18 protein-coding genes and 1 other RNA gene are annotated in these 24,118 nt (G+C 69.5%); 11 read left to right on the forward strand and 8 right to left on the reverse strand.

Going from position 1 to position 24,118, the window contains the following annotated elements; translation table 11 throughout:
* Positions 1-503 precede the first annotated feature (503 nt).
* Positions 504-1,607, forward strand: a complete 1,104-nt coding sequence (gene prfB, locus ABZS97_RS25805; RefSeq protein ID WP_356140969.1) for a peptide chain release factor 2 — start codon at positions 504-506, stop codon at positions 1,605-1,607.
* 305 nt (positions 1,608-1,912) lie between these two features.
* Positions 1,913-2,590 (forward strand): hypothetical protein, encoded by a 678-nt coding sequence (locus ABZS97_RS25810; RefSeq protein WP_356140971.1) that lies wholly within the window; start codon positions 1,913-1,915, stop codon positions 2,588-2,590.
* Positions 2,591-2,749: 159 nt separating this feature from the next.
* Here ABZS97_RS25810 and ABZS97_RS25815 read toward each other — a convergent pair whose 3' ends face one another.
* On the reverse strand, positions 2,750-2,941 hold the full coding sequence (locus ABZS97_RS25815) for a hypothetical protein (RefSeq protein WP_356140973.1): 192 nt from the start codon (positions 2,939-2,941) through the stop codon (positions 2,750-2,752).
* A gap of 292 nt (positions 2,942-3,233) precedes the next feature.
* On the opposite strand from ABZS97_RS25815, the gene ftsE reads away from it, so the two are divergent.
* The 7 genes from ftsE to dacB all read left to right on the forward strand — a co-directional run bounded on the left by ftsE (position 3,234) and on the right by dacB (position 10,020).
* A complete protein-coding gene (gene ftsE / locus ABZS97_RS25820) occupies positions 3,234-3,923 on the forward strand; it encodes a cell division ATP-binding protein FtsE (protein WP_356140975.1) in 690 nt (229 codons plus the stop codon).
* Positions 3,924-3,954: 31 nt separating this feature from the next.
* Entirely contained in the window at positions 3,955-4,872 is a 918-nt protein-coding gene (gene ftsX, locus ABZS97_RS25825; protein WP_356140977.1) for a permease-like cell division protein FtsX, read from the forward strand.
* A 78-nt stretch (positions 4,873-4,950) separates the two neighbouring features.
* A complete protein-coding gene (locus ABZS97_RS25830) occupies positions 4,951-6,120 on the forward strand; it encodes a S41 family peptidase (RefSeq protein WP_356140979.1) in 1,170 nt (389 codons plus the stop codon).
* A 30-nt stretch (positions 6,121-6,150) separates the two neighbouring features.
* A complete protein-coding gene (gene smpB / locus ABZS97_RS25835) occupies positions 6,151-6,708 on the forward strand; it encodes an SsrA-binding protein SmpB (RefSeq protein ID WP_356140981.1) in 558 nt (185 codons plus the stop codon).
* 154 nt (positions 6,709-6,862) lie between these two features.
* Positions 6,863-7,232: a transfer-messenger RNA gene (gene ssrA, locus ABZS97_RS25840) on the forward strand.
* 149 nt (positions 7,233-7,381) lie between these two features.
* Positions 7,382-8,362, forward strand: a complete 981-nt coding sequence (locus ABZS97_RS25845) for a PHB depolymerase family esterase (protein ID WP_356140983.1) — start codon at positions 7,382-7,384, stop codon at positions 8,360-8,362.
* Between the two features lie 101 nt (positions 8,363-8,463).
* Positions 8,464-10,020 carry a D-alanyl-D-alanine carboxypeptidase/D-alanyl-D-alanine-endopeptidase gene (gene dacB / locus ABZS97_RS25850; protein WP_356140985.1) on the forward strand — a complete coding sequence of 519 codons (1,557 nt, stop codon included), beginning with the start codon at positions 8,464-8,466 and terminating at the stop codon, positions 10,018-10,020.
* Between the two features lie 33 nt (positions 10,021-10,053).
* Here the strand turns inward: dacB and ABZS97_RS25855 are convergent, their stop codons facing one another.
* From ABZS97_RS25855 to ABZS97_RS25885, 7 genes are all read right to left on the reverse strand, one after another.
* Positions 10,054-12,984, reverse strand: coding sequence for a glycoside hydrolase family 3 C-terminal domain-containing protein (locus ABZS97_RS25855; RefSeq protein ID WP_356140987.1), 2,931 nt, complete (start codon positions 12,982-12,984; stop codon positions 10,054-10,056).
* Positions 12,985-13,051: 67 nt separating this feature from the next.
* A complete protein-coding gene (locus ABZS97_RS25860; RefSeq protein WP_356140990.1) occupies positions 13,052-14,062 on the reverse strand; it encodes a LacI family DNA-binding transcriptional regulator in 1,011 nt (336 codons plus the stop codon).
* A gap of 22 nt (positions 14,063-14,084) precedes the next feature.
* Complete coding sequence (yicI, locus tag ABZS97_RS25865; protein ID WP_356140992.1) at positions 14,085-16,334, reverse strand: alpha-xylosidase; 2,250 nt, start codon at positions 16,332-16,334, stop codon at positions 14,085-14,087.
* 11 nt (positions 16,335-16,345) lie between these two features.
* Positions 16,346-17,170, reverse strand: coding sequence for a carbohydrate ABC transporter permease (locus tag ABZS97_RS25870; RefSeq protein ID WP_356140994.1), 825 nt, complete (start codon positions 17,168-17,170; stop codon positions 16,346-16,348).
* Positions 17,167-18,135 (reverse strand): sugar ABC transporter permease, encoded by a 969-nt coding sequence (locus ABZS97_RS25875; RefSeq protein ID WP_356140996.1) that lies wholly within the window; start codon positions 18,133-18,135, stop codon positions 17,167-17,169. The genes ABZS97_RS25870 and ABZS97_RS25875 overlap by 4 nt, the downstream gene beginning before the upstream one ends.
* Positions 18,132-19,427: an extracellular solute-binding protein gene (locus ABZS97_RS25880; RefSeq protein ID WP_356140998.1), complete on the reverse strand. Its 1,296-nt coding sequence runs from the start codon at positions 19,425-19,427 to the stop codon at positions 18,132-18,134. The genes ABZS97_RS25875 and ABZS97_RS25880 overlap by 4 nt, the downstream gene beginning before the upstream one ends.
* A 298-nt stretch (positions 19,428-19,725) precedes the next feature.
* A complete protein-coding gene (locus tag ABZS97_RS25885) occupies positions 19,726-21,150 on the reverse strand; it encodes an MFS transporter (protein ID WP_356141000.1) in 1,425 nt (474 codons plus the stop codon).
* Between the two features lie 83 nt (positions 21,151-21,233).
* Here ABZS97_RS25885 and ABZS97_RS25890 point away from each other — a divergent pair, with 83 nt between their 5' ends.
* Both ABZS97_RS25890 and ABZS97_RS25895 read left to right on the forward strand, forming a co-directional pair.
* Complete coding sequence (locus tag ABZS97_RS25890; RefSeq protein ID WP_356141001.1) at positions 21,234-22,301, forward strand: LysR family transcriptional regulator; 1,068 nt, start codon at positions 21,234-21,236, stop codon at positions 22,299-22,301.
* 427 nt (positions 22,302-22,728) lie between these two features.
* Positions 22,729-23,982, forward strand: coding sequence for a hypothetical protein (locus ABZS97_RS25895; RefSeq protein WP_356141002.1), 1,254 nt, complete (start codon positions 22,729-22,731; stop codon positions 23,980-23,982).
* Positions 23,983-24,118: the final 136 nt, after the last annotated feature.

Genomic DNA, 24,118 nt, shown 5'->3' on the forward strand with positions numbered 1-24,118 from the left:
CGACCCCCCGCGCCAGCCATACGTCGAGCTCAAAGGGTGTGCCGCACCCACACATTGGGCTCGACGTAGACGGCGTATCCGCGGCCCGGCTCGCATCCGGGGGTCACATCGGCGGAGCTTGGCTGGGGGCCTGCTACGCGACGGGCAGAGACGTACCGGCACGGACCCTTCCGTGCGTGCGCGACTGCGGCGGCTTGGGGGCCGGGGAGTGGGGCGTGCGGATGTCGCTTCACTGCGGGTGCGTGTGGCGCCGGGTGGCCGGCGAAGCATCGTTTCTGCGGGCAATCGTGTGGCTAGGGGCGGCACGGGTGGGCGCAGCGGCGCCCCGTAAGCGCCGGGGTGCGTGACCCACCCCCGGCCAGCACCCACACCGGGGTGCGAAGGAAGCAAGGGGTGCCCGGGGTTTGCCCACCCACCCCCGGTGACCGGGGGCTGTGCGTGTGCCCCTGGTCCCGTGGGGGCGAGGGGCGAGGCTCGGTTGCCGTTGCCGTTACGCTGGAGGCGTGGCAGTCGTCGATGTATCCGAAGAGCTCAAGTCCCTCTCCTCGACCATGGAGTCGATCGAGGCCGTCCTGGACCTCGACAAGCTGAGGGCAGACATCGCCGTGCTCGAGGAGCAGGCGGCCGCGCCGTCCCTGTGGGACGACCCGGACGAGGCGCAGAAGATCACCAGCAAGCTCAGCCACCTCCAGGCGGAGGTCAGGAAGGCCGAGGCGCTGCGTGGTCGTATCGACGATCTCGGGGTGCTCTTCGAGATGGCCGAGGAGGAGGACGACCCGGACACCCGCGCCGAGGCCGAGTCCGAACTCACGTCCGTCAAGAAGGCGCTGGACGAGATGGAGGTCCGGACGCTGCTGAGCGGTGAGTACGACTCCCGTGAGGCCGTCGTCACCATCCGCGCCGAGGCCGGCGGCGTCGACGCCTCCGACTTCGCCGAGAAGCTCCAGCGCATGTACCTGCGCTGGGCGGAGCGGCACGGCTACAAGACGGAGCTGTACGAGACGTCGTACGCGGAAGAGGCCGGCATCAAGTCGACCACCTTCGCCGTCCACGTGCCGTACGCGTACGGCACGCTGTCCGTGGAGCAGGGCACGCACCGGCTGGTGCGCATCTCGCCCTTCGACAACCAGGGGCGTCGGCAGACCTCGTTCGCCGGTGTCGAGATCCTGCCCGTCGTCGAGCAGACCGATCACATCGAGATCGACGAGTCCGAGCTGCGGGTGGATGTGTACCGGTCGTCCGGGCCCGGCGGCCAGGGCGTCAACACGACCGACTCCGCGGTCCGGCTCACGCACCTTCCCACCGGCATCGTGGTCTCCTGCCAGAACGAGCGCTCGCAGATCCAGAACAAGGCCAGCGCCATGAACGTTCTGCAGGCGAAGCTGCTCGAGCGGCAGCGTCAGGAGGAGCGGGCCAAGATGGACGCCCTCAAGGACGGCGGCAGCTCCTGGGGCAACCAGATGCGTTCGTACGTCCTGCACCCGTACCAGATGGTCAAGGATCTGCGCACCGAGTTCGAAGTCGGCAACCCCGAAGCCGTGTTCAGCGGTGAGATCGACGGATTCCTCGAGGCCGGAATTCGCTGGCGCAAGCAGCAGGAGAAGTAAGGCCGGGCGTAAACGCCTCTTTGTCGACAAGGCAACTGCCGTCCATCGGGCGGCAGTTGCCTTTTGTGTGCGGGGATGTCTGGGTTTTACGTCACAGTCACATGTCTTGATGGCGGTCAAATGATGTTGATCTGGACATCGCGTACGCAACGACCTTGACGTTGCTGTGAAAACTGGGAAGGGTGACGGTTGGCATGCGTATCTCCGGGGCGCATGTGAACCGGGAGGCTTGAGTGAAGCCGCCTGTGACGCCGTGGCCCCGAGCGCTGCTCCATTGACGATTAGCTACTGGGGGTAGCAGCCAGATGACCAAGAAGACGCGGATCCGTGTGGCGCGGATAGCTGCCGGTGCGGTGATCGCCGCCGGTGCTTCGCTGACCGCTGCCGGTGCCGCTTCGGCCCTCGACCTCGATGTGCAGGTCGGCGGCGTGAGCGTCGGCGCGAACGCCGACGAGACCGGTGTCGGCGTGGACGTCGACGTCGACGACCCGACGACCCCGGCGCCGTCCGACACGGGCCTCCCGACCGACCCCGCCCCCTCCGACCCGGCCCCGTCGGACCCCGCTCCGTCCGACCCGGCCCCGAGCGACCCGGCGCCCTCCGACCCCGCCCCGTCGGACCCGGCTCCGAGTGACCCGGCGCCTTCCGACCCGGCTCCGAGCGACCCGGCCCCCTCCGACCCCGCGCCCTCGTCGGATCCCTCCGACCCGGGCACCGGCAACGGTGGCGGCGGGAACAGCAACACCGACCCCGACGGCGGCTCCGACACCTCCGCCCAGGAGGAGGGCAGCTCGGCCCTGACCGACACCGGTTCGGACAGCTCCGACACCTCCGCCCAGGGCAAGAGCGACGGCGAGCTCGCCGAGACGGGTGCCGGCCAGACCGCGTTCCTGCTGATCGGTGCGGCCACGATGATCGCCGGCGGTATCGGCTTCCGTCTGCTGCCCCGCCTCGCGGGCGGCCGCGGCGGCGCTGCCGCCTGAGGCAGCAGCAGACAGTGACGAGCGGTAACGGCCCGTAGGTCGTGGCCGTAGAAGCACGTGAGAAGGGCCCGGAGCGGTTGCTCCGGGCCCTTGCTCGTGGGTTCTGATGTGCCTGAGAGCTGCGTCCGCTCCCGCGTCCTGCGCCTCTTCGGGCCCGTCCTACGCCGTCTGGTGCGCCAGCAGCGCCACCGCTGCGATCAGTACGGCGAGCAGCGCGATCAGCGCCATCGGGTTCAGCCCCGCGAAGGGGCTCTCCTGCTGCAGCCGCTCCCGGTTCGCGCGGCACACGGGGCAGCGGCCCTCACTGACGGGCGCTGCGCAGTTCGCGCACACCAATCGGTCGTACGTCATGCGCTTGCCCTCCTTGCGCCGTCTCCGCCCTCTTAACGCTGCGGGGAACGCAACCGTTCCCCCTCCACTGTGCCAGGTTCCGCGGAATTCGGCGCGGCTCGCCTTATCCTGCCCCGTCCGGGTGCTGTCAAGGCCGAAAACGGCACTCCGAAGTGCCCTGGAGTCTCCCGGCGGGCCTTCAGATCCGTGACAAAACGCGCAAGCCTCGCGCAACCCCGTACGCCGACTGCGGCCGTGCACCCGGTTCGCGTATGGTCACGCTCATCTACCCCCGGCGACCCGTGGTGCATCCGTGATCCGATTCGACAACGTCTCCAAGGTCTACCCCAAGCAGACCCGCCCCGCCCTCAGGGATGTCTCCCTGGAGGTCGAGAAGGGCGAGTTCGTGTTCCTCGTGGGGTCCTCGGGCTCCGGAAAGTCCACCTTCCTGCGGCTGGTCCTCCGCGAGGAGCGGGCCAGCCACGGTCAGGTGCACATCCTGGGCAAGGACCTCGCACGCCTCTCCAACTGGAAGGTGCCGCAGATGCGCCGCCAGCTGGGGACCGTCTTCCAGGACTTCCGCCTGCTGCCCAACAAGACGGTCGCCGAGAACGTGGCCTTCGCGCAGGAGGTCATCGGCAAGTCGAAGGGCGAGATCCGCAAGTCCGTGCCGCAGGTGCTCGACCTCGTCGGGCTCGGCGGCAAGGAGGACCGGATGCCCGGCGAGCTGTCCGGCGGTGAGCAGCAGCGCGTCGCCATCGCGCGGGCCTTCGTCAACCGGCCCAAGCTGCTGATCGCGGACGAGCCCACCGGCAACCTCGACCCGCAGACCTCCGTCGGCATCATGAAGCTGCTCGACCGGATCAACCGGACGGGCACGACCGTGGTGATGGCGACCCACGACCAGAACATCGTGGACCAGATGCGCAAGCGCGTCATCGAGCTGGAGAAGGGCCGTCTCGTCCGCGACCAGGCACGCGGCGTCTACGGCTACCAGCACTGACGACGGTCCACGGAAAGGCTTAGCAGACGCCATGCGCGCCCAGTTCGTTCTGTCGGAGATCGGTGTCGGTCTCCGCCGCAATCTCACGATGACCTTCGCGGTCATCGTCTCGGTCGCCCTCTCCCTCGCCCTGTTCGGCGGGTCGCTCCTGATGAGCGACCAGGTGAACACGATGAAGGGCTACTGGTACGACAAGGTCAACGTCTCGATCTTCCTCTGCAACAAGAGCGACGCGGAGTCCGACCCCAACTGTGCCAAGGGGGCGGTCACCACCCAGCAGAAGGAGCAGATCAAGTCCGAGCTCGGCAAGCTGTCCGTGGTCGAGAGGGTCTCCTACGAGTCGGCCGACCAGGCGTACAAGCACTACAAGGAGCAGTTCGGCGACTCCCCGCTGGCCAGCTCCCTCACGCCGGACCAGATGCAGGAGTCGTACCGCATCAAGCTGAAGGACCCGGAGAAGTACCAGGTCATCGCGACCGCCTTCGACGGGCGTGACGGCGTGCAGTCCGTGCAGGACCAGAAGGGCATCCTGGACAACCTCTTCGGGCTGCTCAACGGCATGAACTGGGCGGCGCGGGCGGTGATGGCGCTGATGCTCGTCGTGGCGCTGATGCTGATCGTCAACACCGTGCGCGTCTCGGCGTTCAGCCGTCGGCGGGAAACCGGGATCATGCGGCTCGTCGGCGCCTCCGGCTTCTACATCCAGGCGCCGTTCATCATGGAGGCCGCGGTCGCGGGGCTCATCGGCGGTGGTGTCGCCTGCGGTTTCCTGCTGATCGCGCGCTACTTCATCATCGACCACGGGCTGGCCCTGTCCGAGAAGCTGAATCTGATCAACTTCATCGGCTGGGACGCCGTCCTCACGAAGCTCCCGCTCATCCTCGCCACGAGTCTGCTGATGCCCGCGCTCGCCGCGTTCTTCGCGTTGCGCAAGTACCTGAAGGTGTGACGAGGCTCCCGTGCGCCGAGGGGCGCCGTACGGTCCAACCGACCGTGCGGCGCCCTTCGTTGTCCTAGACTCACCGGCATGTCAGGTCGCGACCTGTTCTGTCAGCCCCGCCGCATCGGCCGCGGGGCCACCCTGACATTGGTCTTCGCGAGCGTGCTCGTGGCCGGTGCCGCGACCGGCTCGTTCCCCGACCCCGGCCGGAAATCCACGCCCGCCGCGGCCCGTTCGGCCGCCCCCGCCACCCCGCACGAGAGCGTCACCGAGGCCGCGGAGCGGGCCATGGCCGACGGCAAGTCGCCCATGGAAGCCGCCGAGCGCGCCGTCAGCCGCAGCGGCGACCGCTGGGGCGCCGTCTACTCCCAGGGGGAGTACGAGGAGTTCGAGGAAGCCCTCGACGGCCAGTACACGGGCGTCGGACTGTGGGCCCGGCGCGAGCGCGACGGACGGATCGAGGTGACCCGCGTGCAGACCGGGTCCCCCGCGGCCTCTGCCGGAATCCGCAAGGGCGACCGGCTGCACAGCGTCGACGGCGCCGACGTCGACGGCCGGCCCGTCACGGACGTCGTCTCCTTACTGCGCGGTGACGCCGACGACGCGGCCGCAGGCACCGCCGTCCGACTCGGACTGGAGCGCGGCACGCGCGCGTGGAACCTGACACTGCACCGGGCCCTCCTGTCCACGGACTCGGTGACCGTGCAGAAGGCCGCCGACGGTGTCACCGTGATCAAGATCGCCGCCTTCACCAAGGGCTCCGGCGACGTCGTGCGCGCCGTCGTACGGCACGCACCGTCCGACGCGGGCATCGTCCTGGACCTGCGCGGCAACTCCGGCGGCCTGGTCACCGAGGCCGTCACCGCCGCCTCCGCCTTCCTCGACGGCGGCCTCGTCGCCACGTACGACGTCAACGGCAGGCAGCGCGCCCTGCACGCCGATGCCGGCGGTGACACCACCAGACCCCTGGTCGCGCTGGTCGACGGCGGCACGATGAGCGCGGCCGAGCTCCTCACGGGCGCCCTCCAGGACCGCGGCCGCGCCGTCGTCGTGGGATCCAGGACCTTCGGCAAGGGCTCGGTCCAGATGCCGAGCCGGCTGCCCGACGGCTCCGTCGCCGAGCTGACCGTCGGCCACTACCGCACCCCCTCGGGCCGCGGCGTCGACGGCCGCGGCATCACCCCCGACCTGGACGCCGACGAAGGCGCGCTGCAGCGGGCCGAGACAGTATTGGGTGGCCTCGGGGACCCCTCGTAGTGCGAAAATGGCCGCACTATGAACAAGGGCATGTACGTACCGAAAGAGTCCCAGCAGAAGCAGCAGGGTAAGCAGGGCGCGGCCGCCAAGGGCAAGGACGGCGAGCGGGGCGGCAAGAAGAAGATCGTCGCGCAGAACAAGAAGGCGCGCCACGACTACGCGATCATCGACACCTTCGAGGCGGGCATCGTCCTGACCGGCACCGAGGTGAAGTCGCTGCGCCAGGGCCGCGCCTCGCTGGTCGACGGCTTCGTCCAGATCGACGGGAACGAGGCGTGGCTGCACAACGCCCACATCCCCGAGTACAGCCAGGGCACCTGGACCAACCACTCCGTGCGCCGCAAGCGCAAGCTGCTGCTGCACCGCGAGGAGATCGACAAGCTGGAGTCCAAGGCCCAGGAGACGGGGCACACGATCATCCCGCTCGCCGTGTACTTCAGGGACGGCCGTGCCAAGGCCGAGATCGCCCTGGCACGAGGCAAGAAGGAGTACGACAAGCGGCAGACGCTGCGTGAGCACCAGGACCGCCGGGAGTCCGACCGCGCCATCGCGGCGGCGAAGCGCCGGCAGCGGGCGCAGGAGCACTAGCCTCTGTCCGAGCTCATGGGAATGCGCTGGCATCGGCCCGCGTTGTTCCCGTACGATGGAACAGTCCCGCAGGTGACGGGGCACGGGCCGGGGATATCGGCCACTGAGGGCTTCGACCCACGGTGGATCCTGGCCCACTTTGAAAAATCAACATGGGGATGATCGGTTTCGACAGCGGATGTCGAAGCAGGGGAAGCGTGTCGAGGAAGCGGCAATGATCTCGTTAACCATATGTCGCAACCAATAATCGCCAACACCAAGCGCGATTCCTTCGCCCTCGCTGCCTAAGTAGCGACTTGCGAAGTGTCAGCCCGGGGGTGATCCCGACCCGGATCCTGGCATCATCAAGGGATCTAAACTTCTAAGCCCGGTCACGGGACCTAGAAGGAAATCAAACAGTGACTGAGCCCGTCGGCGACTTGTTCGCGTGATCGCCGGGGCTGAGAAAATCGCAGCGAACTGCACACGGAGAAGCCCTGTTTTTGCACCGTTGGACGCGGGTTCGATTCCCGCCATCTCCACTCATCCCATGTGAGGCGAAGGCCCCGCTGCCCAGGCAGCGGGGCCTTTGTCGTGGGCTGAGCTGGTGGGTTCGACCACCAGCCCGGGGCGCCCTGTTGTGGTGTCCTGACCCATATCGAGGGGGTCGTTCACGGTTCTACGGTCCCTCACCATGACCCAGACCAGAGCCGCAACACCCCGTCTTGTGCTGGTGGCCGTCCTGGCCGCCCTGCTGTCCCTCGTCCTCCCACCGGGGCGGGCGTCCGCCGCCTCCGTCCAGGAAGTCACCGGCTTCGGGTCGAATCCCGGAGCGCTGAAGATGTACCGGTACGTGCCCGACGGACTGCCCGCCGGGCGGCCCGTCGTCGTCGCGCTGCACGGGTGCACGCAGAACGCCGCCGGGTACGGGACCGGCAGCGGATGGACCCAGCTCGCCGACCGGTGGGGCTTCTCCGTGGTGCTGCCGCAGCAGACGACCTCCAACAACGCCTCGTCCTGCTTCGACTGGTTCCAGAGCGGTGACATCGAGCGCGGTCAGGGCGAGGCCGCCAGTACCGCACAGATGGTGGACCGGCAGCTCGCCGACGTCTCCGGCGACGCCTCGCGCGTGTACGTCACCGGACTGTCCGCCGGGGGCGGGATGGCCGCCGTGATGATGGCGGCGTACCCGGAGAAGTTCGCCGCGGGCGGTGTCGTCGCCGGGCTCCCGTACGGCTGTGCGCAGGCCGCGGGATCGCCGTACGTCTGCATGTACGTCGGCGCCACGCAGACCGCGAAGCAGTGGGGCGACCGGGTGCGGGCCGCGCGACCCGGATACACGGGGCCCTGGCCGACCCTGACCGTCTTCCAGGGCACCGCCGACTACACCGTGAAGCCCGTCAACATGACCGACCTGATGAAGCAGTGGACCGATGTCCACGGCACCGACCGGACGGCGGACGTCAGCGACACCGTGGGCGGATACCCGCACCAGGTCTTCCGGGACGGTGGCGGCAACGCGGTCGTGGAGACGTACAGCATCACCGGGATGGGCCACGGCCAGCCCGTCGACCCGGGGAACGGCAGCGAGCAGTGCGGGAGCGCCGGTGCCTACATCCTGGACGTGAACCTGTGCGCGGCCTACCGGATGGGCCATTCGTGGGGGCTCGGCTGACGGCACCCCCTAGGCGTACTGTCCGCGAGCCGCGTCTTCGGGGATGCTCGTGAGGCATGAAGAGACCCGTGAGCACATCCGCGAAACGTGTCAATTCCCGTATGCGTCACTGGAGTTGGGCCGCCACCCTGGCGTTGGTGGCGGCCACGCTCAGCTGGAGCGGACCGGCCGGCGCGGACTCCGACCGCAGCGGACTGCCGGAGGCCATCGACACCATCCTCGGGGACGCCCGCATGGAGGGCGGCGCCGCGAGCGTGGTCGTCGCCGACGCCGCCGGCGGCGAGGTGCTGTACGCGCACCAGCCGACCTCCCGGCTCATGCCCGCCTCCAACACCAAGCTGGCCACCTCCACCGCGGCGATGCAACTCCTCGGCCCCGACTACCGGTTCACGACCGACGTCCTGACGAACGGGACCCGGCACGGCTCCGTCCTGCACGGCGATCTGTACCTACGGGGGACCGGCGACCCCACCCTCCTTGCGAGCGACTACGACCAACTCGCCGCGAAAATCGCCGAGTCCGGGGTCACCCGGGTGAGCGGGCGGCTTCTCGCCGACGACACCCGGTTCGACCGGCAGCGGCTCGGGCGGTCGTGGGCCGCCGACGACGAGTCCTCGTACTACTCGGCGCAGATCAGTGCGCTGAGCGTGGCGCCCGACACGGACTACGACACCGGAACCGTGATCGTGCAGGTCACGCCCGGTGCCGAGGCCGGGGACGCACCGGCCGTCACCGTCACCCCGAGAACCGGCTACGTCCACATCGACATGCGGGCCACCACCGTCGCCGCGGGCGGCGCGAACGACCTCACCGTCGAGCGGGAGCACGGCACCAACACCGTCGTCGTGAGCGGGACGACACCCGTCGGCGGCTCGGGCGCCAAGGAGTGGGTGACCGTGTGGGAGCCCACCGGGTACGCCGCCGCAGTCTTCCGGGACGCGCTCGCCGCCCACGGGGTGAAGGTCACCGGGCCCACCCGGCTCGGCCGGGCCACCCCGAAGGACGCGACGACACTCGCCACCCACGACTCCATGCAACTGCGCGACCTGCTCATCCCGTTCATGAAGCTGTCGAACAACATGCACGCCGAGATCCTCACCAAGGCCATGGGCTACAAGACCGCCGGAGAGGGCAGTTGGAGTGCCGGGCTCGCCGCCGTCAGCGGCTATCTCAAGGGCGTCGGCGCCGATCCGGGCAAGGTGCGCCAGGTCGACGGGTCCGGGCTGTCGCGGATGGACAACTTCCCCGCCGGGCAACTCGCCAAGCTGCTGCTCGCGGTGCGCTCCGAGCCCTGGTACGCGGACTGGTACCGGTCGCTGCCGGTGGCCTGCGATCCGCAGCGGTTCGTGGGCGGCACGCTGCGAAGCCGGATGTGCGGCACGCCCGCCGCGCTCAACGCCCGTGGAAAAACGGGATCGTTGACGGGGGCCTCGGCGCTCTCCGGATACGTGACGGACGCGCGCGGGCGCGAGCTCGTCTACAGCATTGTCCTCAACAACTTCCTCGTCTCCTCCGTGAAACCGCTGGAGGACGCCATCGTCGTCACGCTCGCCAAGTCCACCGAGGACGCGGCGGTGGCGACGCTGCCGAGGACGGCGAGGGGCGCCGAGGCGCGCGGCGATGTCGAGTGCTCGTGGCGCAAGCCCGCCCAGTGCTGAGCTGAGCCGGGCAGGCCTGCGCCACAGGACCGCTCAGCGCAACGCGAAGGTCGCCAGGCGCAGGCCTCCACTCAGCACCAGATACACGTCCTGGCGGCCCTTCGCCGCACCCGGCGACAGGCCCGCCGTCACCGTGTCGTACGTGTACGGCGACGCCGTTCCGTCGAAGCGCGCCGTGGCGACGAGGGTGCCGGTGGGCGACCCGAGCCGCACCTCGACCGTGCCGGCCGCACCCGCCAGCCGCGCGGTCAACTTCGCGGCTCCCGAGCCGAGTTGCGCGCCGGAGAACTTGAGCCAGGCCCCGTCGGAGGCGGAACCCACCGCAGTCCCGCGCACCTTCGACTCGTCGACCAGCCGTACGCCGCTGTAGTCGTCGAAGTTCTCGGCGCGCGTCACCTTCGCGAGGTCCCGCGCCGGGATCCTCTCGCCGTCCACCTTCAGGGACGTACGGGAGCGGACATCGGTAGAGGAGGCGCCGACGGCGATGTCGTAGGTGCCGCTCTCCACCACCCACTTGGAGCGGGTGACGTCCCAGTGCGCCAGGTCCTTCGTGCCCAGCTTCAGCTTGACCGTCCGCGTCTCGCCCGGCTTGAGCGAGACCCGCTGGAACGCCTTCAGCTGCTTCAGGGGCTGCTTGTCCCGGGAGACCCGCTGATGGGTGTAGAGCTGCACGATCTCGTCGCCGGAGCGCTTGCCGGTGTTGGTGACGGCGACCTCGTAGCCGCCGGTGACGCGCTTCAACGAGCCGTACCGGAAGGAGGTGTACGACAGGCCGTAGCCGAACGGGTAGAGCGCCCGGCCCTTGAAGTACTGGTACGTGCGGTCGGACTTGATGATGTCGTAGTCGAGGATCGACGGAAGGTCGTCCTGCGACTCGTACCAGGTCTGGGTGAGATGGCCGGACGGGTTCGCGTCGCCGTAGAGGAGGTCGGCGAGGGCGTTGCCGGTCTCCTGGCCCGCGTGGGTCGTCCACAGGAGGGCGGGGACTTCCTTCTGCAAGGCCCCCAACGTGGTCGGGTAGCTGTTCTCGACGACCACGACGGTGTGCGGGTTGGCCGCCTTCACCGCCTTGACCAGCGCTTCCTGGCTTCCGGCCAGGCCCATGTCCGTGCGGTCGTGGTCCTCGCGCCCGTTGATCGACGGCATCGAGCCGACCACCACCACGGCGGTGTCCTTGCCCTTGACGGCGGCCACGGCGTCGTCGAGTCCGCTGCGGACGACGTCCTTCGTGTAGTGCGCGGCCTGCTCCTTGGCGACCAGGCCGAGGGTGCCGTCGGCGCCGGTCGGGCCGAGGTAGACCGGGTTCGACCACCAGGACTCGCCGGTCTCGTATCCGGCGTACCGCAGCAGGTACGTGCCGTCGTCCTGGCGCTCCAGCTTGAACTGCTGCTGCACGAACCAACCGTTCGGCTGCGCCTGGTCGTTGACGAAGTTCGACCAGTTGTAGCCGACGTACTTGCCGTTGGCGGCCGAGCGCAGGGTGACGATGCCCGCGCCCCAGTCGAACGTGTCGAACTGGGCGGTCGTGTCGGTGGCCGCGGTCTCCTTCAGCGTGGCCCCGGAGTCCCCGGTGCCCGCGGTGACGTACTTGCCGGTCGCGGTGTTCTTCAGCGCGATGCGGTCGACGGCCTCGCTGCTCGCGACGGACGTGCCGAGCTTGGCGGCGATGCCGGCCTTGGGGGTGACGGCGTAGGGCAGCGTGCCCGAGTACCAGTCGGTGTAGAGGGTGTCGGCGAGCGGGCCGACGACGGCGACGTTCTTCGCGGACGTCTTCAGCGGGAGCGCCTTGTCGTTCTTCAGCAGGACCGCCGCCTCCGTCGCGGCCTTGCGCGCCAGCTTCTGGTGGGCCGGACTGTTGATGACGGACGCGTCGATGGACCCGTACTTGCCGCCGCCCGGGTCGAATTCGCCGAGCCGGACGCGGACGGCGAGGATGTGGGAGACCGCCGTGTCGACGTCCGACTCCTTCAACAGCCCCTTGTCCAAGGCGGACTTGATGGCCGCTGTGGTTGGCGCCGGGTTGGCGTCGTCCGTGGTGTAGCTGTCGATGCCCGCCTTCAGCGCGGCCGCGTCGGCCTCGGGGAGCGTGTCGTAGTAGTTCTGCGTGCCGGGCAGCAGGTTGTTGGGCGCGAAGGCGTCGGTGACGTTCAGCAGGTCCTTGTCGGTCCAGCCGCGCACCACGTCGTTCAGATCCGAATTCACCGTGTTGGGGCGGCCGTTGACCAGATTGTAGGAGGCCATGACGCCCGTGACGGCGTCCGCCTCGATCGCCGGTTTGAACGCCGCCTCGTCGTACTCGTGCTGCACCCGCGGGCGCAGGTCCGAGGACGTGGTCGCGCGGTGCACCTCGTTGTTGTTGGCGAGGTAGTGCTTGATGGTCGGCGCCGTCTTCAGATGGTTCGGGTCGCCGCCGGTCAGGCCCGCGCCGTACGCCGTCGAGATCGAGCCCGTCAGGTACGGGTCCTCGGAGTAGCCCTCCTCGTTGCGTCCCCAGCGCGGGTCGCGCAGCAGGTTCGCCACGGGCGCCCACAGGTTGAGGCCCCAGCCTGCGGGGCGCTCCTGCTGGAAGCCGCGCGCCTCGTCGCCGACCGCCGAGCCGACCTGCTCCATCAGCTTCGGGTCCCAGGTCGAGGCCAGCCCGACGGCCTGCGGGAACACCGTGGTCTTACCGAGCCAGGCGACGCCGTGCAGGGCCTCGGTGCCGGTGCGGAACGCCTGGATGCCGAGGCGCGGGATCGCGGGCTCCATCTGGTGGAGCAGGGAGATCTTCTCGTCGAGGGTGAGGCGGCCGAGGAGGTCGTCGACGCGCTGGTCGACGGTGAGGTGCGGGTCGCGGAAGGGGTATGCGGGGTCGTCGGCCGAGGCGGGCACGGCCGCGGCGAGACTCGCGATCAGGGACAGGGCCAGGAGAAGAGTGGTTCTGCGTCTTCTTCTCGTGCCGCGTCCGCTTCTGGTGCCTTTCATGTCACGGCTCCTTCAAGTAGGGCCTTGCACAAGGGCGTCGAACATCGACAACATCGACAACAGGGACTCAGGGCGCGTTGCGTGGCGCCGTGCTCGCGCGCTCCGTCAGCCGGGGCGGCAGCAGCGTGGCCTCGGGTACGGTCGCGCCGCCCAGCTTCTTCATCAGCAGCTCCACCGCCCGCGTGCCGATCTCGGCGGACGGTATGGCGACCGAGGTGACGGGCACGCGGATGGCCTCGGCGGTCTCGTCCGGGCAGATGGCGGTGACGGACAGATCGCCGGGGACGCGCAGCCCGAGCTGCTCGAAGGCGTCGATCAGCGGCTCCAGGAGCGGCTCGTTGTGCACCACCACACCGGTCAACGCGGGCTGCTCGCGCAGCAGTTGCTCGGCGACCAGCCGGGCGGCGGCCGGCCCCGCCTCGCACGGGTGGACGGAGGAGGCGAGGCCGCTGCGGTCGGCGGCGGCGGTGAACCCCTGGACCACCCGCTGAGCGAACGCGGTCTCCCGCACATACACCTCCGGCGGCGACCCGACCAGCGCGACCACCCGGTGGCCGAGCCGCGCCAGATGTTCGACGCACGCCTCGCCCGCTGCCTTGAAGTCGAGGTCGATGCAGGTCAGCCCCTCGGGCCCGGCGGGAAAGCCGATCATCACGGACGGCAGGTCGAGGGTGCGCAGCAACGGGATGCGTGGATCGTGGAGTTGGACGTCCATCACGATCAGCGCGTCCACGAGCGCCGTGTCGGCGACCCGCCGCAGCCCCTCGTCGCCCTCCTCCTGCGTGAGCAGCAGCACGTCGTGGTCGTGGCCGCGTGCGGCGGTCACCACCGACACGGCGAACTGCATCACCACCGGCACATGGATGCCCGTCCGTAAGGGGATCACCAGCGCCAGCACGTTGGAGCGGCTGCTGGCGAGGGCGCGCGCACCGGCGTGCGGCCGGTAGCCCAGCTCCCGGATGGACGCCTCGATGCGCTGCCGGGTCTCCTCGGAGATCGGGCGTTTGCCGCTGAGCGCGTACGACACGGTGCTGGGGGACACCCCGGCGTGCCGTGCCACATCAGTGATCTTCACCATCAGCCCAGCCCCACTTCCGCCGTCAGCCCAGTTCCAGGGAGAGGAAGCCCGTCCCCGCCTTCGCGTGCGCGACCCGTTCCCCGGCCGCCAGTGCCCACGGCGCCGAGGGGTCGGAGGAGGACGCCCGCAGCGTGTCGCCCTCGCGGACCACGGTGAAGGTGACCTCGCCCACGGGCACCGTGACCTGCGCGCCGCGCTCCAGGCCGTATGCGCGCAGGGTGACCCCGTCGGCGTACGGGTAGTCGGGCCGGTCGTCGACGGCGCCCACCGGGAGCACCGTGCCCGGCCGGACCAGGAGCGGCACGCTCGAGAAGCCGTGCCGCTCGCGCACCCAGCGCGGCCCGGTGACCGGCTGCCCGCTGAGGAAGTGGGTCCAGGTGCCCTCGGGCACGTAGTACGAGACGTCGCCCTCGTCGCTGAAGACGGGCGCGACGAGGAGGTCGGGGCCGAGCATGTACTGCCGCTCCAGGTGCGCGCACCCGGGGTCGTCAGGGAACTCCAGCGGCATCGCCCGCATCACCGGCACGCCGTCCGTGTGGGCGGTGCGCGCGGCTTCGTACAGATAGGGCATGAGCCGCAGCTTCAGCCGGGTGAACAGGCGCAGTACGTCGACGGCCTCCTCGTCGAACTGCCACGGCACGCGGTACGACGACGATCCGTGCAGCCGGCTGTGCGAGGACAGCAGCCCGAACGCGATCCACCGCTTGAACAGCGCGGGCGTCGGTGTCCCCTCGAAGCCGCCGATGTCATGGCTCCAGAACCCGAACCCCGACATCCCGAGGCTCAGTCCGCCGCGCAGCGACTCCGCCATCGACTCGTACGTGGCCTCGCAGTCGCCGCCCCAGTGCACCGGGAACTTCTGGCTCCCCGCGGTCGCGGAGCGTGCGAAGACGACGGCCTCCTGCTCGCCGCGGTGCTTGCGCAGCACGTCGAAGACGGTGCGGTTGTAGAGGTACGAGTAGTAGTTGTGCATCCGCTCGGGGTCGGCGCCGTCGGCGTACGCCACGTCCACCGGCACCCGCTCGCCGAAGTCGGTCTTGAAGCAGTTGACGCCCTGCGCGAGCAGCGCCTCCAGCTTCGAGGCGTACCAGTCGCGGGCGGCCGGGCTGGTGAAGTCGACCAGCGCCATGCCCGGTTGCCACAGGTCCCACTGCCAGACACCGCCGTCGGGCTTCTTGAGGAGGTGCCCGAGCGCCTTGCCCTCCGCGAAGAGCGGCGAGCGCTGCGCGATGTAGGGGTTGATCCAGACGGAGATCCGCAGCCCCTTGTCCTTCAGCCGGGCGAGCATCCCCTCCGGGTCGGGGAAGACCCTCGGATCCCACTGGAAGTCGCACCAGTTGAACTCGCGCATCCAGAAGCAGTCGAAGTGGAAGACGGAGAGCGGCAGTTCGCGCTCCTTCATGCCGTCGATGAAGGAGGTGACGGTGGTCTCGTCGTAGGAGGTGGTGAAGGAGGTGGACAGCCACAGCCCGAACGACCAGGCGGGCGGGAGCGCCGGGCGGCCGGTGAGGGCCGTGTACTTGCGCAGGATGTCCTTCGGTGTCGGCCCGTAGATGACGTAGTACGTCAACTGCTGCGTCTCGGCGCTGAACTGGACCCGGGACACCGCCTCCGAGCCCACCTCGAAGGAGACCCGCCCGGGGTGGTCGACGAAGACGCCGTAGCCCGCGTCCGTCAGGTAGAACGGCACGTTCTTGTACGCCTGCTCGGTGGCCGTGCCGCCGTCGGCGTTCCACATGTCCACCACCTGGCCGTTCTTGACCAGGGGGCCGAAGCGTTCGCCGAGTCCGTAGACGGAGGTGCCGACGGTGAGGTCGAGCTGCTCGCGCAGGTAGTGGGCGCCGGTGGCCTCCCGCATGATGCCCATGCCCTTGGGGCCGCTGCTGGTGAGGGTCCGGCCGTGCGCGAGGAAGTCCACGTGCCAGGGGCTGGTGCGGGCCACCTTGATCGACAGCGCGCCGGCGGTCAGGGTGGCGTGCTCGTCGTCGTACGACGTCTGGGCGGCGAACTCCGTTGTCTGCACCTCGAACCGGGGCCCGCGCGGCTGCTCGCCCTGGAAGTGGGTGAACGTGACGCCGATGACGTCGGGCATGGGGGCGTGGGCGCTGATCGTCACGACCGGTCCCTTCAGCAGGTCGCCGCGGTTGCGGATCGGCTGGGTCGGCGCATGGATCTCCAGGGTGCCCGGCCCGGCGGTCACGTCGAGGACCTCGACCGGGTGGGCGGCGGTGACGCCCTCGCGCAGCAGCCAGTAGCCGTCGGTGAACTTCACGTGGGGGGTCCTTACTTGACAGCACCGACGGCGATGCCGCGGGTGAGGGTCCGCTGGAAGACAAGGAAGAAGACGATGGCGGGGAACACACCGAGCAGGGCGGCGGCGTTCGTCATCGTGGCGTCCATCAGGCGCTGGCCCTGCAGGACACCGAGCGCCACCGACACCGTCTGGTTGTCGTTGGAGATCAGCATGACCAGAGGGAGCAGGAATTCGTTCCAGGTCCAGATGAAGAAGAAGACCAGGAGCACGCCGATGGTGGGCCGGCTGACGGGGACGACGACCCGCCACAGCACCTGCCACTTGTTCGCCCCGTCGATCCGGGCGGCCTCGATGATCTCGCGCGGGAACTGCCCGAGGACCGACGAGAGCAGATAGGTGCCGAAGGCCGCCTGGACCACCGTGAAGACGATGATCACGCTCAGCCTGGTGTCGTACAGGCCGACCTGCTTGCTCAGGTAGTAGATCGGGTAGACCAGCGCCTCCTGCGGCAGCATGTTGGCGAGGACGAAGAAGGCCAGGACCCAGGTGCGGCCCTTGATCCGCCCTATCCCGATCGCGTACGCGTTCAGCACCGACAGGACCACCGCGAGGACCGCCACGGACCCGCTGATCAGCACCGAGTTGACCAGCTTCTGGCCGAAGTCGACGCGCTCCCAGAAGTCCTTGAGGCCGTCCAGGTAAAGGCCCTTGGGGAGGCTGAGCGGGCCGTTCTGGGAGTACTCGCTCGGTGACTTGACCGCGTTGACCGCCACGATCAGGAACGGAATGACCATGAACAGGGCGCCGATGCACAGGGCGATCAGCACCGGGTATCGGCGTAGGGCGGTGCTCATGTCCGGACCCCTTCCTCGGCGTCCTCGGCACGGGTCTGGAGTTTCAGGCCGATCAGGGAGAGCGCCAGGATGATCACGGTGAGGATCGTGGAGATCGCGGCACCGTAGCCGACCTGCGTCTTCTCGAAGAAGGTGGAGAAGGAGAAGTACGAGGGCACATCCGTCGCGCCGCCCGGGCCGCCCTTGGTCAGCACGTACACCGCGCCGAACACCTTGAGCGCGGCGATCGTGCACCAGGTCAGGACGACGTAGATCTCCGGCCGGATCTGCGGCAGCGTGATGTGCCAGAAGCGCCGCCACCACCCGGCGCCGTCCAGCTCGGCCGCCTCGTACAGCTGCGGGTCGACGCGCTGCAGCCCCGCCATGAAGATGACCAGCGGGAAGCCGAGCTGCACCCACACCATCACGCCCATCACGCTGTACAGCGCGATGTCGGGGTCGCCGAGCCAGTCCTGCTGCCAGGAGGACAGACCGATCGCCTTCAGCAGCTCGTTGAGGGAGCCGTTGTCGGGGGCGAGGATCCAGCTCCACACGATTCCGGCGACCGCGATCGGCAGCACCTGTGGAAGGTAGAAGCAGGCACGCAGGACCGCGGCCCACCTCGACCCGAAGTGCTTGCCGACGTAGTCGAACAGCGCGGCGGCCAGCACGAGACCGATCATCGTCGGTACGGCCGCCATGGCGACGACCATGAACAGACTGTGCCGGAAGGACGCCCAGAACTCGGAGTCGTCCATCAGCTCGCGGTAGTTGGCGAGCCCGGTCCACTTGGGGCTGCCGATGCCCTGCCACTCGGTGAAGCTCACACCGGTGTTCATCAGGAACGGCACGACGATGATCGCCATGAAGGCGAGGAACCCGGGGAGCAGGAAGAGGGCGTACGAATCGCGGGTACGGGGGCGGCGCGGGCCGGCGTGCTGCTGCTTGCCGACGGCCCGCGCACCCCGTTCGACGGTGACCGTCATTGCTTCGGCGCGCCCTTGTCGTACGCCTGCTGGAGGGCGCTGAGGTAGCCGTCCGGTTTCTCGTTGCCCGTCATCAGCTTCTGCGTCTCGGTGACGAGGACGTCGTAGAAGCCGGTGACCGGCCAGTCCGGGTAGAAGGCCAGGCCGTCCTTCTGGCTGAGGGTGTTGAAGTTGGAGATGAGCTGCTTGGACTTCGGGTCAGTGATGGCGCTCGTGTCGGCGGCGACCGGGACGCCGCCCTTGTTGCCGAGCAGGTTCTGGATCTTCTTCGACATGGTGATGTCGATGAAGTCGTAGGCGAGGTCCTTGTTCTTGGCGTTCTTGGGGACCACCCACAGGTTGCCGCCGGAGCCGAGGGTGAGGTTCGAGCCGGGCCACAGGGAGGAGTCCCAGTCGAACTTGGCCTCCGACTGGAAGCGGCCGTACCACCAGCTGCCGGAGAACAGGATCGGCGCCTTGCCCTGGATCCAGGACACGCCCGCGTCCTCGGCCTTGGTGCTGGTGGACTTCTTGCTGATGTAGCCCTTCTTCACCCAGTCGGCGAAGGTGGTCGCCGCGTAGGTCCAGGCCGCGTCGTGGAAGTCGTTCTTGCCCTTGTACAGCTCGTACTTGTCGACCCACGAGCGGTCGGCCTTGGAGAGGGCGAGCTGGTAGAGGTACTGCTGCGCCATGTACTCGGCGCCGGCGTTGGCGAGCGGGGTGACGCCCTTGGCGACGAACTTGTCCATGGCCGCGGTCAGTTCGTCGAACGTCTTCGGCTCGGCGATCCCGTACTTCTTGAAGAGGTCCTTGTTGTAGAAGGCCATCGTGTACTCGGCGTAGTTGGGCACGCCGTACCACTTGCCGGTGCCCATGACGCCGTTGGTGTCGTACATGCTGGTCGTGCGCACACCCGCGCTGAGCTTCTTGTCCCAGCCGCGTTTGGTCGCCTCGGCGCTCAGATCGGTGAGCAGACCCTGCTTGGAGAGCTGGCCCGCGGTCGCGTTGCCCTTGTTGTACTCCATGATGTCGGGCGCGTCCGAGGAGTTGAGGATCATGGGCGCCGTCTTCTGGATCTGCTCGAAGCCCTTCTCCTCGAACTTCACCTTCACACCTGGGTGCTTGGCCTCGAACTCCTTGATGGCCTCGTTCCAGGCCACGCCCATCGCGCTGTCGGGCCCCTCGTAGTGCCACAGCTTCAGCGTCTTGCCGTCGCCGGACCCACTGTCCGAGTCCCCGCAGGCGGACAGCAGCAGAGCTCCGCTCATCACCACCGCCGCCGCGGCCATCACACGCCTTCGTGCCGTCAACATCCCGAGCCTCCAAGGAGTCGGATGGGGATTGGGGCAGATCTGGTTGTCACGCAACGTCCGTCGAATCGTTTCGATGCATGACGTCGAAGCGCTTCGACGGAGGAACGTATGTGGGGGCTGTGAGTCCGTCAATGGGGGGCGCGGGAATTGGGGCGGGGGTTCGACGGGTCGGACGGTGGGGGTCGGTCGGGAGGTGGGTGGAATCCGGTCGAAAGCCGGTCGAAATTCGGGTGGAGGTGGGGGGCCGGGCGGAAGCTGGGCGGGGGTCAGGGGTGGGTCGGCGGAAGTCGGGTGGAGGTCAGGTGGCGGTCGGTCGGTTGCGGCGGGCGGCGGAGACCAGGCGGTGGCCGGCCGTGATCATGAGCGCCACGGCGGCCGCGGTGACCGGAACGCCGTAACCCGCCGTCGCGAAGACGTGCTCGACCGTCCATCCGCCGGCCGCCGAACCGCAGGCGATCCCGCCCAGCAGCCCCGTCACGGCGAGCGTCATTCCCTCGTTCAACCGGCCGTCGGGCGTGCGCTGTTGGACGAGGGTCATGCCCGTGACCATGGTCGGGGCGGTGGCCATCCCGGCGACGAGCAGGGCGCCCGCGAGGGCCACGAGGGAACCGGTGAGCGCCGCCGCCAGCAGGGGCAGCGTCATCAGTGCGGTCATGGCGGCGACGCACAGCGGGTAGCGCCGCTCGGCGGGACCGGCCGGCTTCACGGCCCCGTACACCAGACCCGCCACGCACGATCCGGCCGCCTGGAGACCGAGGACCAGACCCGCGGCCGACCCGTGACCCCGGGCGTCCGTGAACGCGATCGTGACGACCTCCATCGAACCGAAGACGGCACCGAGGGCGAGGAACGTGACGAGGAGGGAGGGGATGCCGGGCGCCCGCAACGGCGACTTCTCCGCCGTACGCCGTCGGGGCGGCGGTTCCGTGGAGCGCTGGGCGGCGAAGATCAGGACGCCGGACATCAGCAGGACGAGTCCGACCAGCGTGCCCGCCTCCGGGAAGAACGTCCCGCACAGGAGGGCCGCGAGCACAGGGCCGAGCATGTAGCACAGCTCGTCGGCGGCCTGTTCGAAGGAGTTCGCCGTGTGCACGGCGGCCGGGTCCCCCTTGAAGAGGTGGGCCCAACGGGCCCGTGACATGCCCCCGGTGTTCGGCGTCGTGGCGGTGGCCGCGTACGCCGCGAACAGGGTCCAGTCGGGTGTGCCGTAGTGCACGCAGAGCAGCAGAGCCAGCGAACCCAGTGCCGCAACCGCCGTCGCCGGTACGGCGATTCGGGCCTGCCCGTGACGATCGACGAGCCGCGCGATCCAGGGGGCGACCAGCGCCGTCGCCGCCAGCCCGGTCGCCGTGACCGCACCGGCCAGGGCGTACGAGCCCCGCGCCCCCGCGATCATGATGACCGCGCTCACGCTGAACATGCCCATGGGGAGGCGCGCGATCAGGTTCCCGAGGGTGAAGGCGCGGGCGCCGGGGACGGTGAAGAGGCGGTGGTACGGGGTGCGGGGGCCGCGCGGGCCACGCGGGCTACGGGGGGTTGGCGGGGCTTTCCGGTGGGGGCGGAGGTCGACGGCCACGAGGGTGCCGCCGGTGGTGGTGAAGCGCATCGAAGAAATCGTCGAAGACGTGACCGGGGGAGGCGTCGGCGCAGTCATCGGGGGAGCGGTCGGGGGAGCTGTCGAGGAAGAGGGCAACGGGGCTTTGGGGGAGGGCGGTTGCGGCATGGATCAACCGTCGCGGGTCGCCGGGCCCGGGGTCCAACACCTACTCCGTAGCGATTGACGCACCTGCGTTGTAAGTTCGCCCGATGTCCGTCTCCGTCCCTGGCTCCGATTCCTCCGCCGCCTCCGCGGGGGGCGCCGCTTCCGATTCCGCACGCGTGCCCGCCCCCGTCGGTCCAGGGGCTCCCGGGTTCATCGACCCCCGCCTCCTGCGCGCCTTTCTCGCCGTCGCCGAGGAACTGCACTTCACGCGTGCCGCCGCCCGGCTCTACGTCGCCCAGCAGGCCCTCAGCCGTGACATCCGGCGGCTGGAGCGCGAGCTCGGCACCGAGCTGTTCGTGCGGACGACACGGCAGGTGACGCCGACGGTCGACGGCGAGCGGCTGGTGCCGTATGCGCGCCGCGTGCTGGAGGCGCAGGACGCGCTGCGCGCCGCGTTCGGTGCGCCGGAGGCGGCACGGCCGCTGCTCGTCGACGTCAACAGCCCGGGGCTCGTCTTCGAGCGCATCCTCGGCCGGGCCCGCGAACTCGCCCCGGACGCCGAGCTGATGGCCCGCTTCGAGAGCGGACTGACGGGCGCCGCGGGGGAACTGCTCGCCGGGCGCCTGGACGCGTCGTTCGGACGGTTCGCCGGACTCGCCCCGGCGGTCAGGGCCCGGCTCGGGCAGCAGCCCGTACGGTACGAGCGGATGGCCGTGGTCCTGCCGGAGGACCACCGTCTCGCGGCGCTGGACGTCGTGCCGCTGGACTCGCTCGCGGGCGAGGCCGTGTACGCGGGTGCGGGCAACCCGCGGACGCTGGAGTGGACCGACCTGGCGCGTCAGTTGTTCGAGGGGCGCGGAATCGAGATCGCGCCCCCCGCGCCGGTGGCCGTCGGGCCCGAGGAATTCCAGCGGATCATGGCCAAGAAACGGAACCCCGTCCTCGCCGTGGTGGACTTTCCGGCCATGCCTGGCACCGTGCTGCGACCCCTTGTGGACCCCGTTCCGCTGTCACCTGTGTCGCTCGTGTGGCGAAAGGGGCTGGTGCATCCTGGATTCGATGCTCTTCGACGAGCCGCCACCGAACTCGCGTCCGAAGAAGGGTGGTTGCGGCCACCCGAACGAGGGTGGCTTCCGGCCACAGATGCACTCATCATGATGAGGAAGAACTGACGTATAACCACACACGCCACCCGTCTGCGCTACATTTTTGAGCCGGGCGCAATGTGGTAAATGGGGCGCTTGAATCGGGTGGGGTCCGGTTCCGCCGACGCGTAAGTCATGCCCGGAGTCGTGCGTGCGCACCCGAGAACTGTCCCGTGGGGGGATGCGCGTGCGTGTGAAGAACTGGCGGAAACACACCCAACCGAATCGACGAGAAGTCGATCAGCGGGAGGGGCGTGGATCTGATCCGTCGGACAGTGGTGATGACGACAGCGGTGGGGATGGTGCCGGGTTCGGTGCGGGTGCGGGTGCGGGTGCGGGTGCGGGTGCGGGTGCCGGTGCCGGGCTCGGGTTCGGGTTCGGTTCGGTCGGTGGTGCCGGTTCCGATGGCGGTGCCGGTGCTGCTCCCAGCGGTGATGGAGTCTCTCCGGGGCCGGTGAACTGGCCGGACGCCGCTCAGACGTCCTCCTGGTCCCAGGCCGAGGAGATGTCCGAGACCGCGAGGCTCTCCGACACCGGACGGTTGCCGCGCTCGCTGGGCCGGCCTCGGTCGTCCTCGCCGCCGCCCGGCGCCGAGACGCCCACCGGGGATGCGCTCGGTCCGGCGACACCCGCCGCGGATGCGCTCGGTCCGGCGACACCCGCCGCGGATGCGCTCGGTCCGGCGACACCCGCCGCGGATGCGCTCGGTCCGGCGAGACCCGCCGCGGATGCGCTCGGTCCGGCGAGACCCGCCGCGGATGCGCTCGGTCCGGCGACACCCGCCGCGGATGCGCCCGGCACGTACGCGCCCACCTGGGAGCAGCCCGACGACCCGGGCCACACTCACGACCCCAACGAGGTCACGGTCCAACTCGACGGTGCGGGGCGCCGGTTGGACGACCCGCTGACCACCCGGCCGGCCAAGGGCGCTCCGGGATCCGCAGGGTCCCTGGGCATCCCCGGAGCCCAGGACGGGCCGGGTGGGCCGGGCGGCTCTGCCGGCTCGGTCGGTTCGGTCGGTTCCAGCGGCCCGGAGGGTTCGGACGGACCGGTCTTCGTCGACGAGTCGGGCCGCCGCAGCCGTCGCTTCCGCCGGCTCGGCATCATCGTCGGCCTCGCCTGCGCCGTGTACGCCGTAGTCATCGTCGTCACGCTCCTGTCGGGCAACTCCAACGCGCCCTGGCTCCCGGTGCCGGGTCAGAAGGACGACCAGCCGGCGGGCAAGGTCGACACCTCGCCGCTGCCCACCGACGCCGACGCCGACGCAGGCACCGGCGGCGGATCGGCGAACTCGCCCGGCTCGGGCAACGTCTCGCCGGGCACGAGCCCGACGGCCGGCGACGGTACGACGCCGAAGCCGGGCGTCAGCGCCTCGCCCGGCGCCTCCAAGAGTCCCGCGAAACCGGGCACGTCGACCGGCCCGAAGCCCTCGACATCCACCACCACGAAGCCCGACCCGGGCACCAGCCCCAGCAAGGACCCGGACCCCAAGCCGACCGACCCGGTGGTCGACCCGCCGGCTCCCACGCCCTCGGACACCGCGGCCCCCTCGGCCTCTCCCACCGAGAGCCCGGCCCCAGGAGGCCCGGGCACCGGCACGGTCGCCGACGGCCCCGCCGCATCGGCCCCCGTCGCGTCGGCCCCCGTCGACCAGGGCCCCACTGAACCGAGCGCCACCAGCTCCTCGTCCCCGGAGAACATCCTCTGATGGCATCCCGCACCAGCCGTCACGGACCCGCACCTCGCGCGTCCGGCCGGTCCCGCACCTCTCGGACATCCCGCACATCCCGCACATCCCGCACAGGAACCTCCCGCGGATCACGCACGGACACATCCCACAGGGA

The sequence above is a fragment of the Streptomyces sp. NPDC005485 genome (genome assembly GCF_040606085.1).
In the GTDB taxonomy this organism is placed as follows: Bacteria; Actinomycetota; Actinomycetes; order Streptomycetales; family Streptomycetaceae; genus Streptomyces.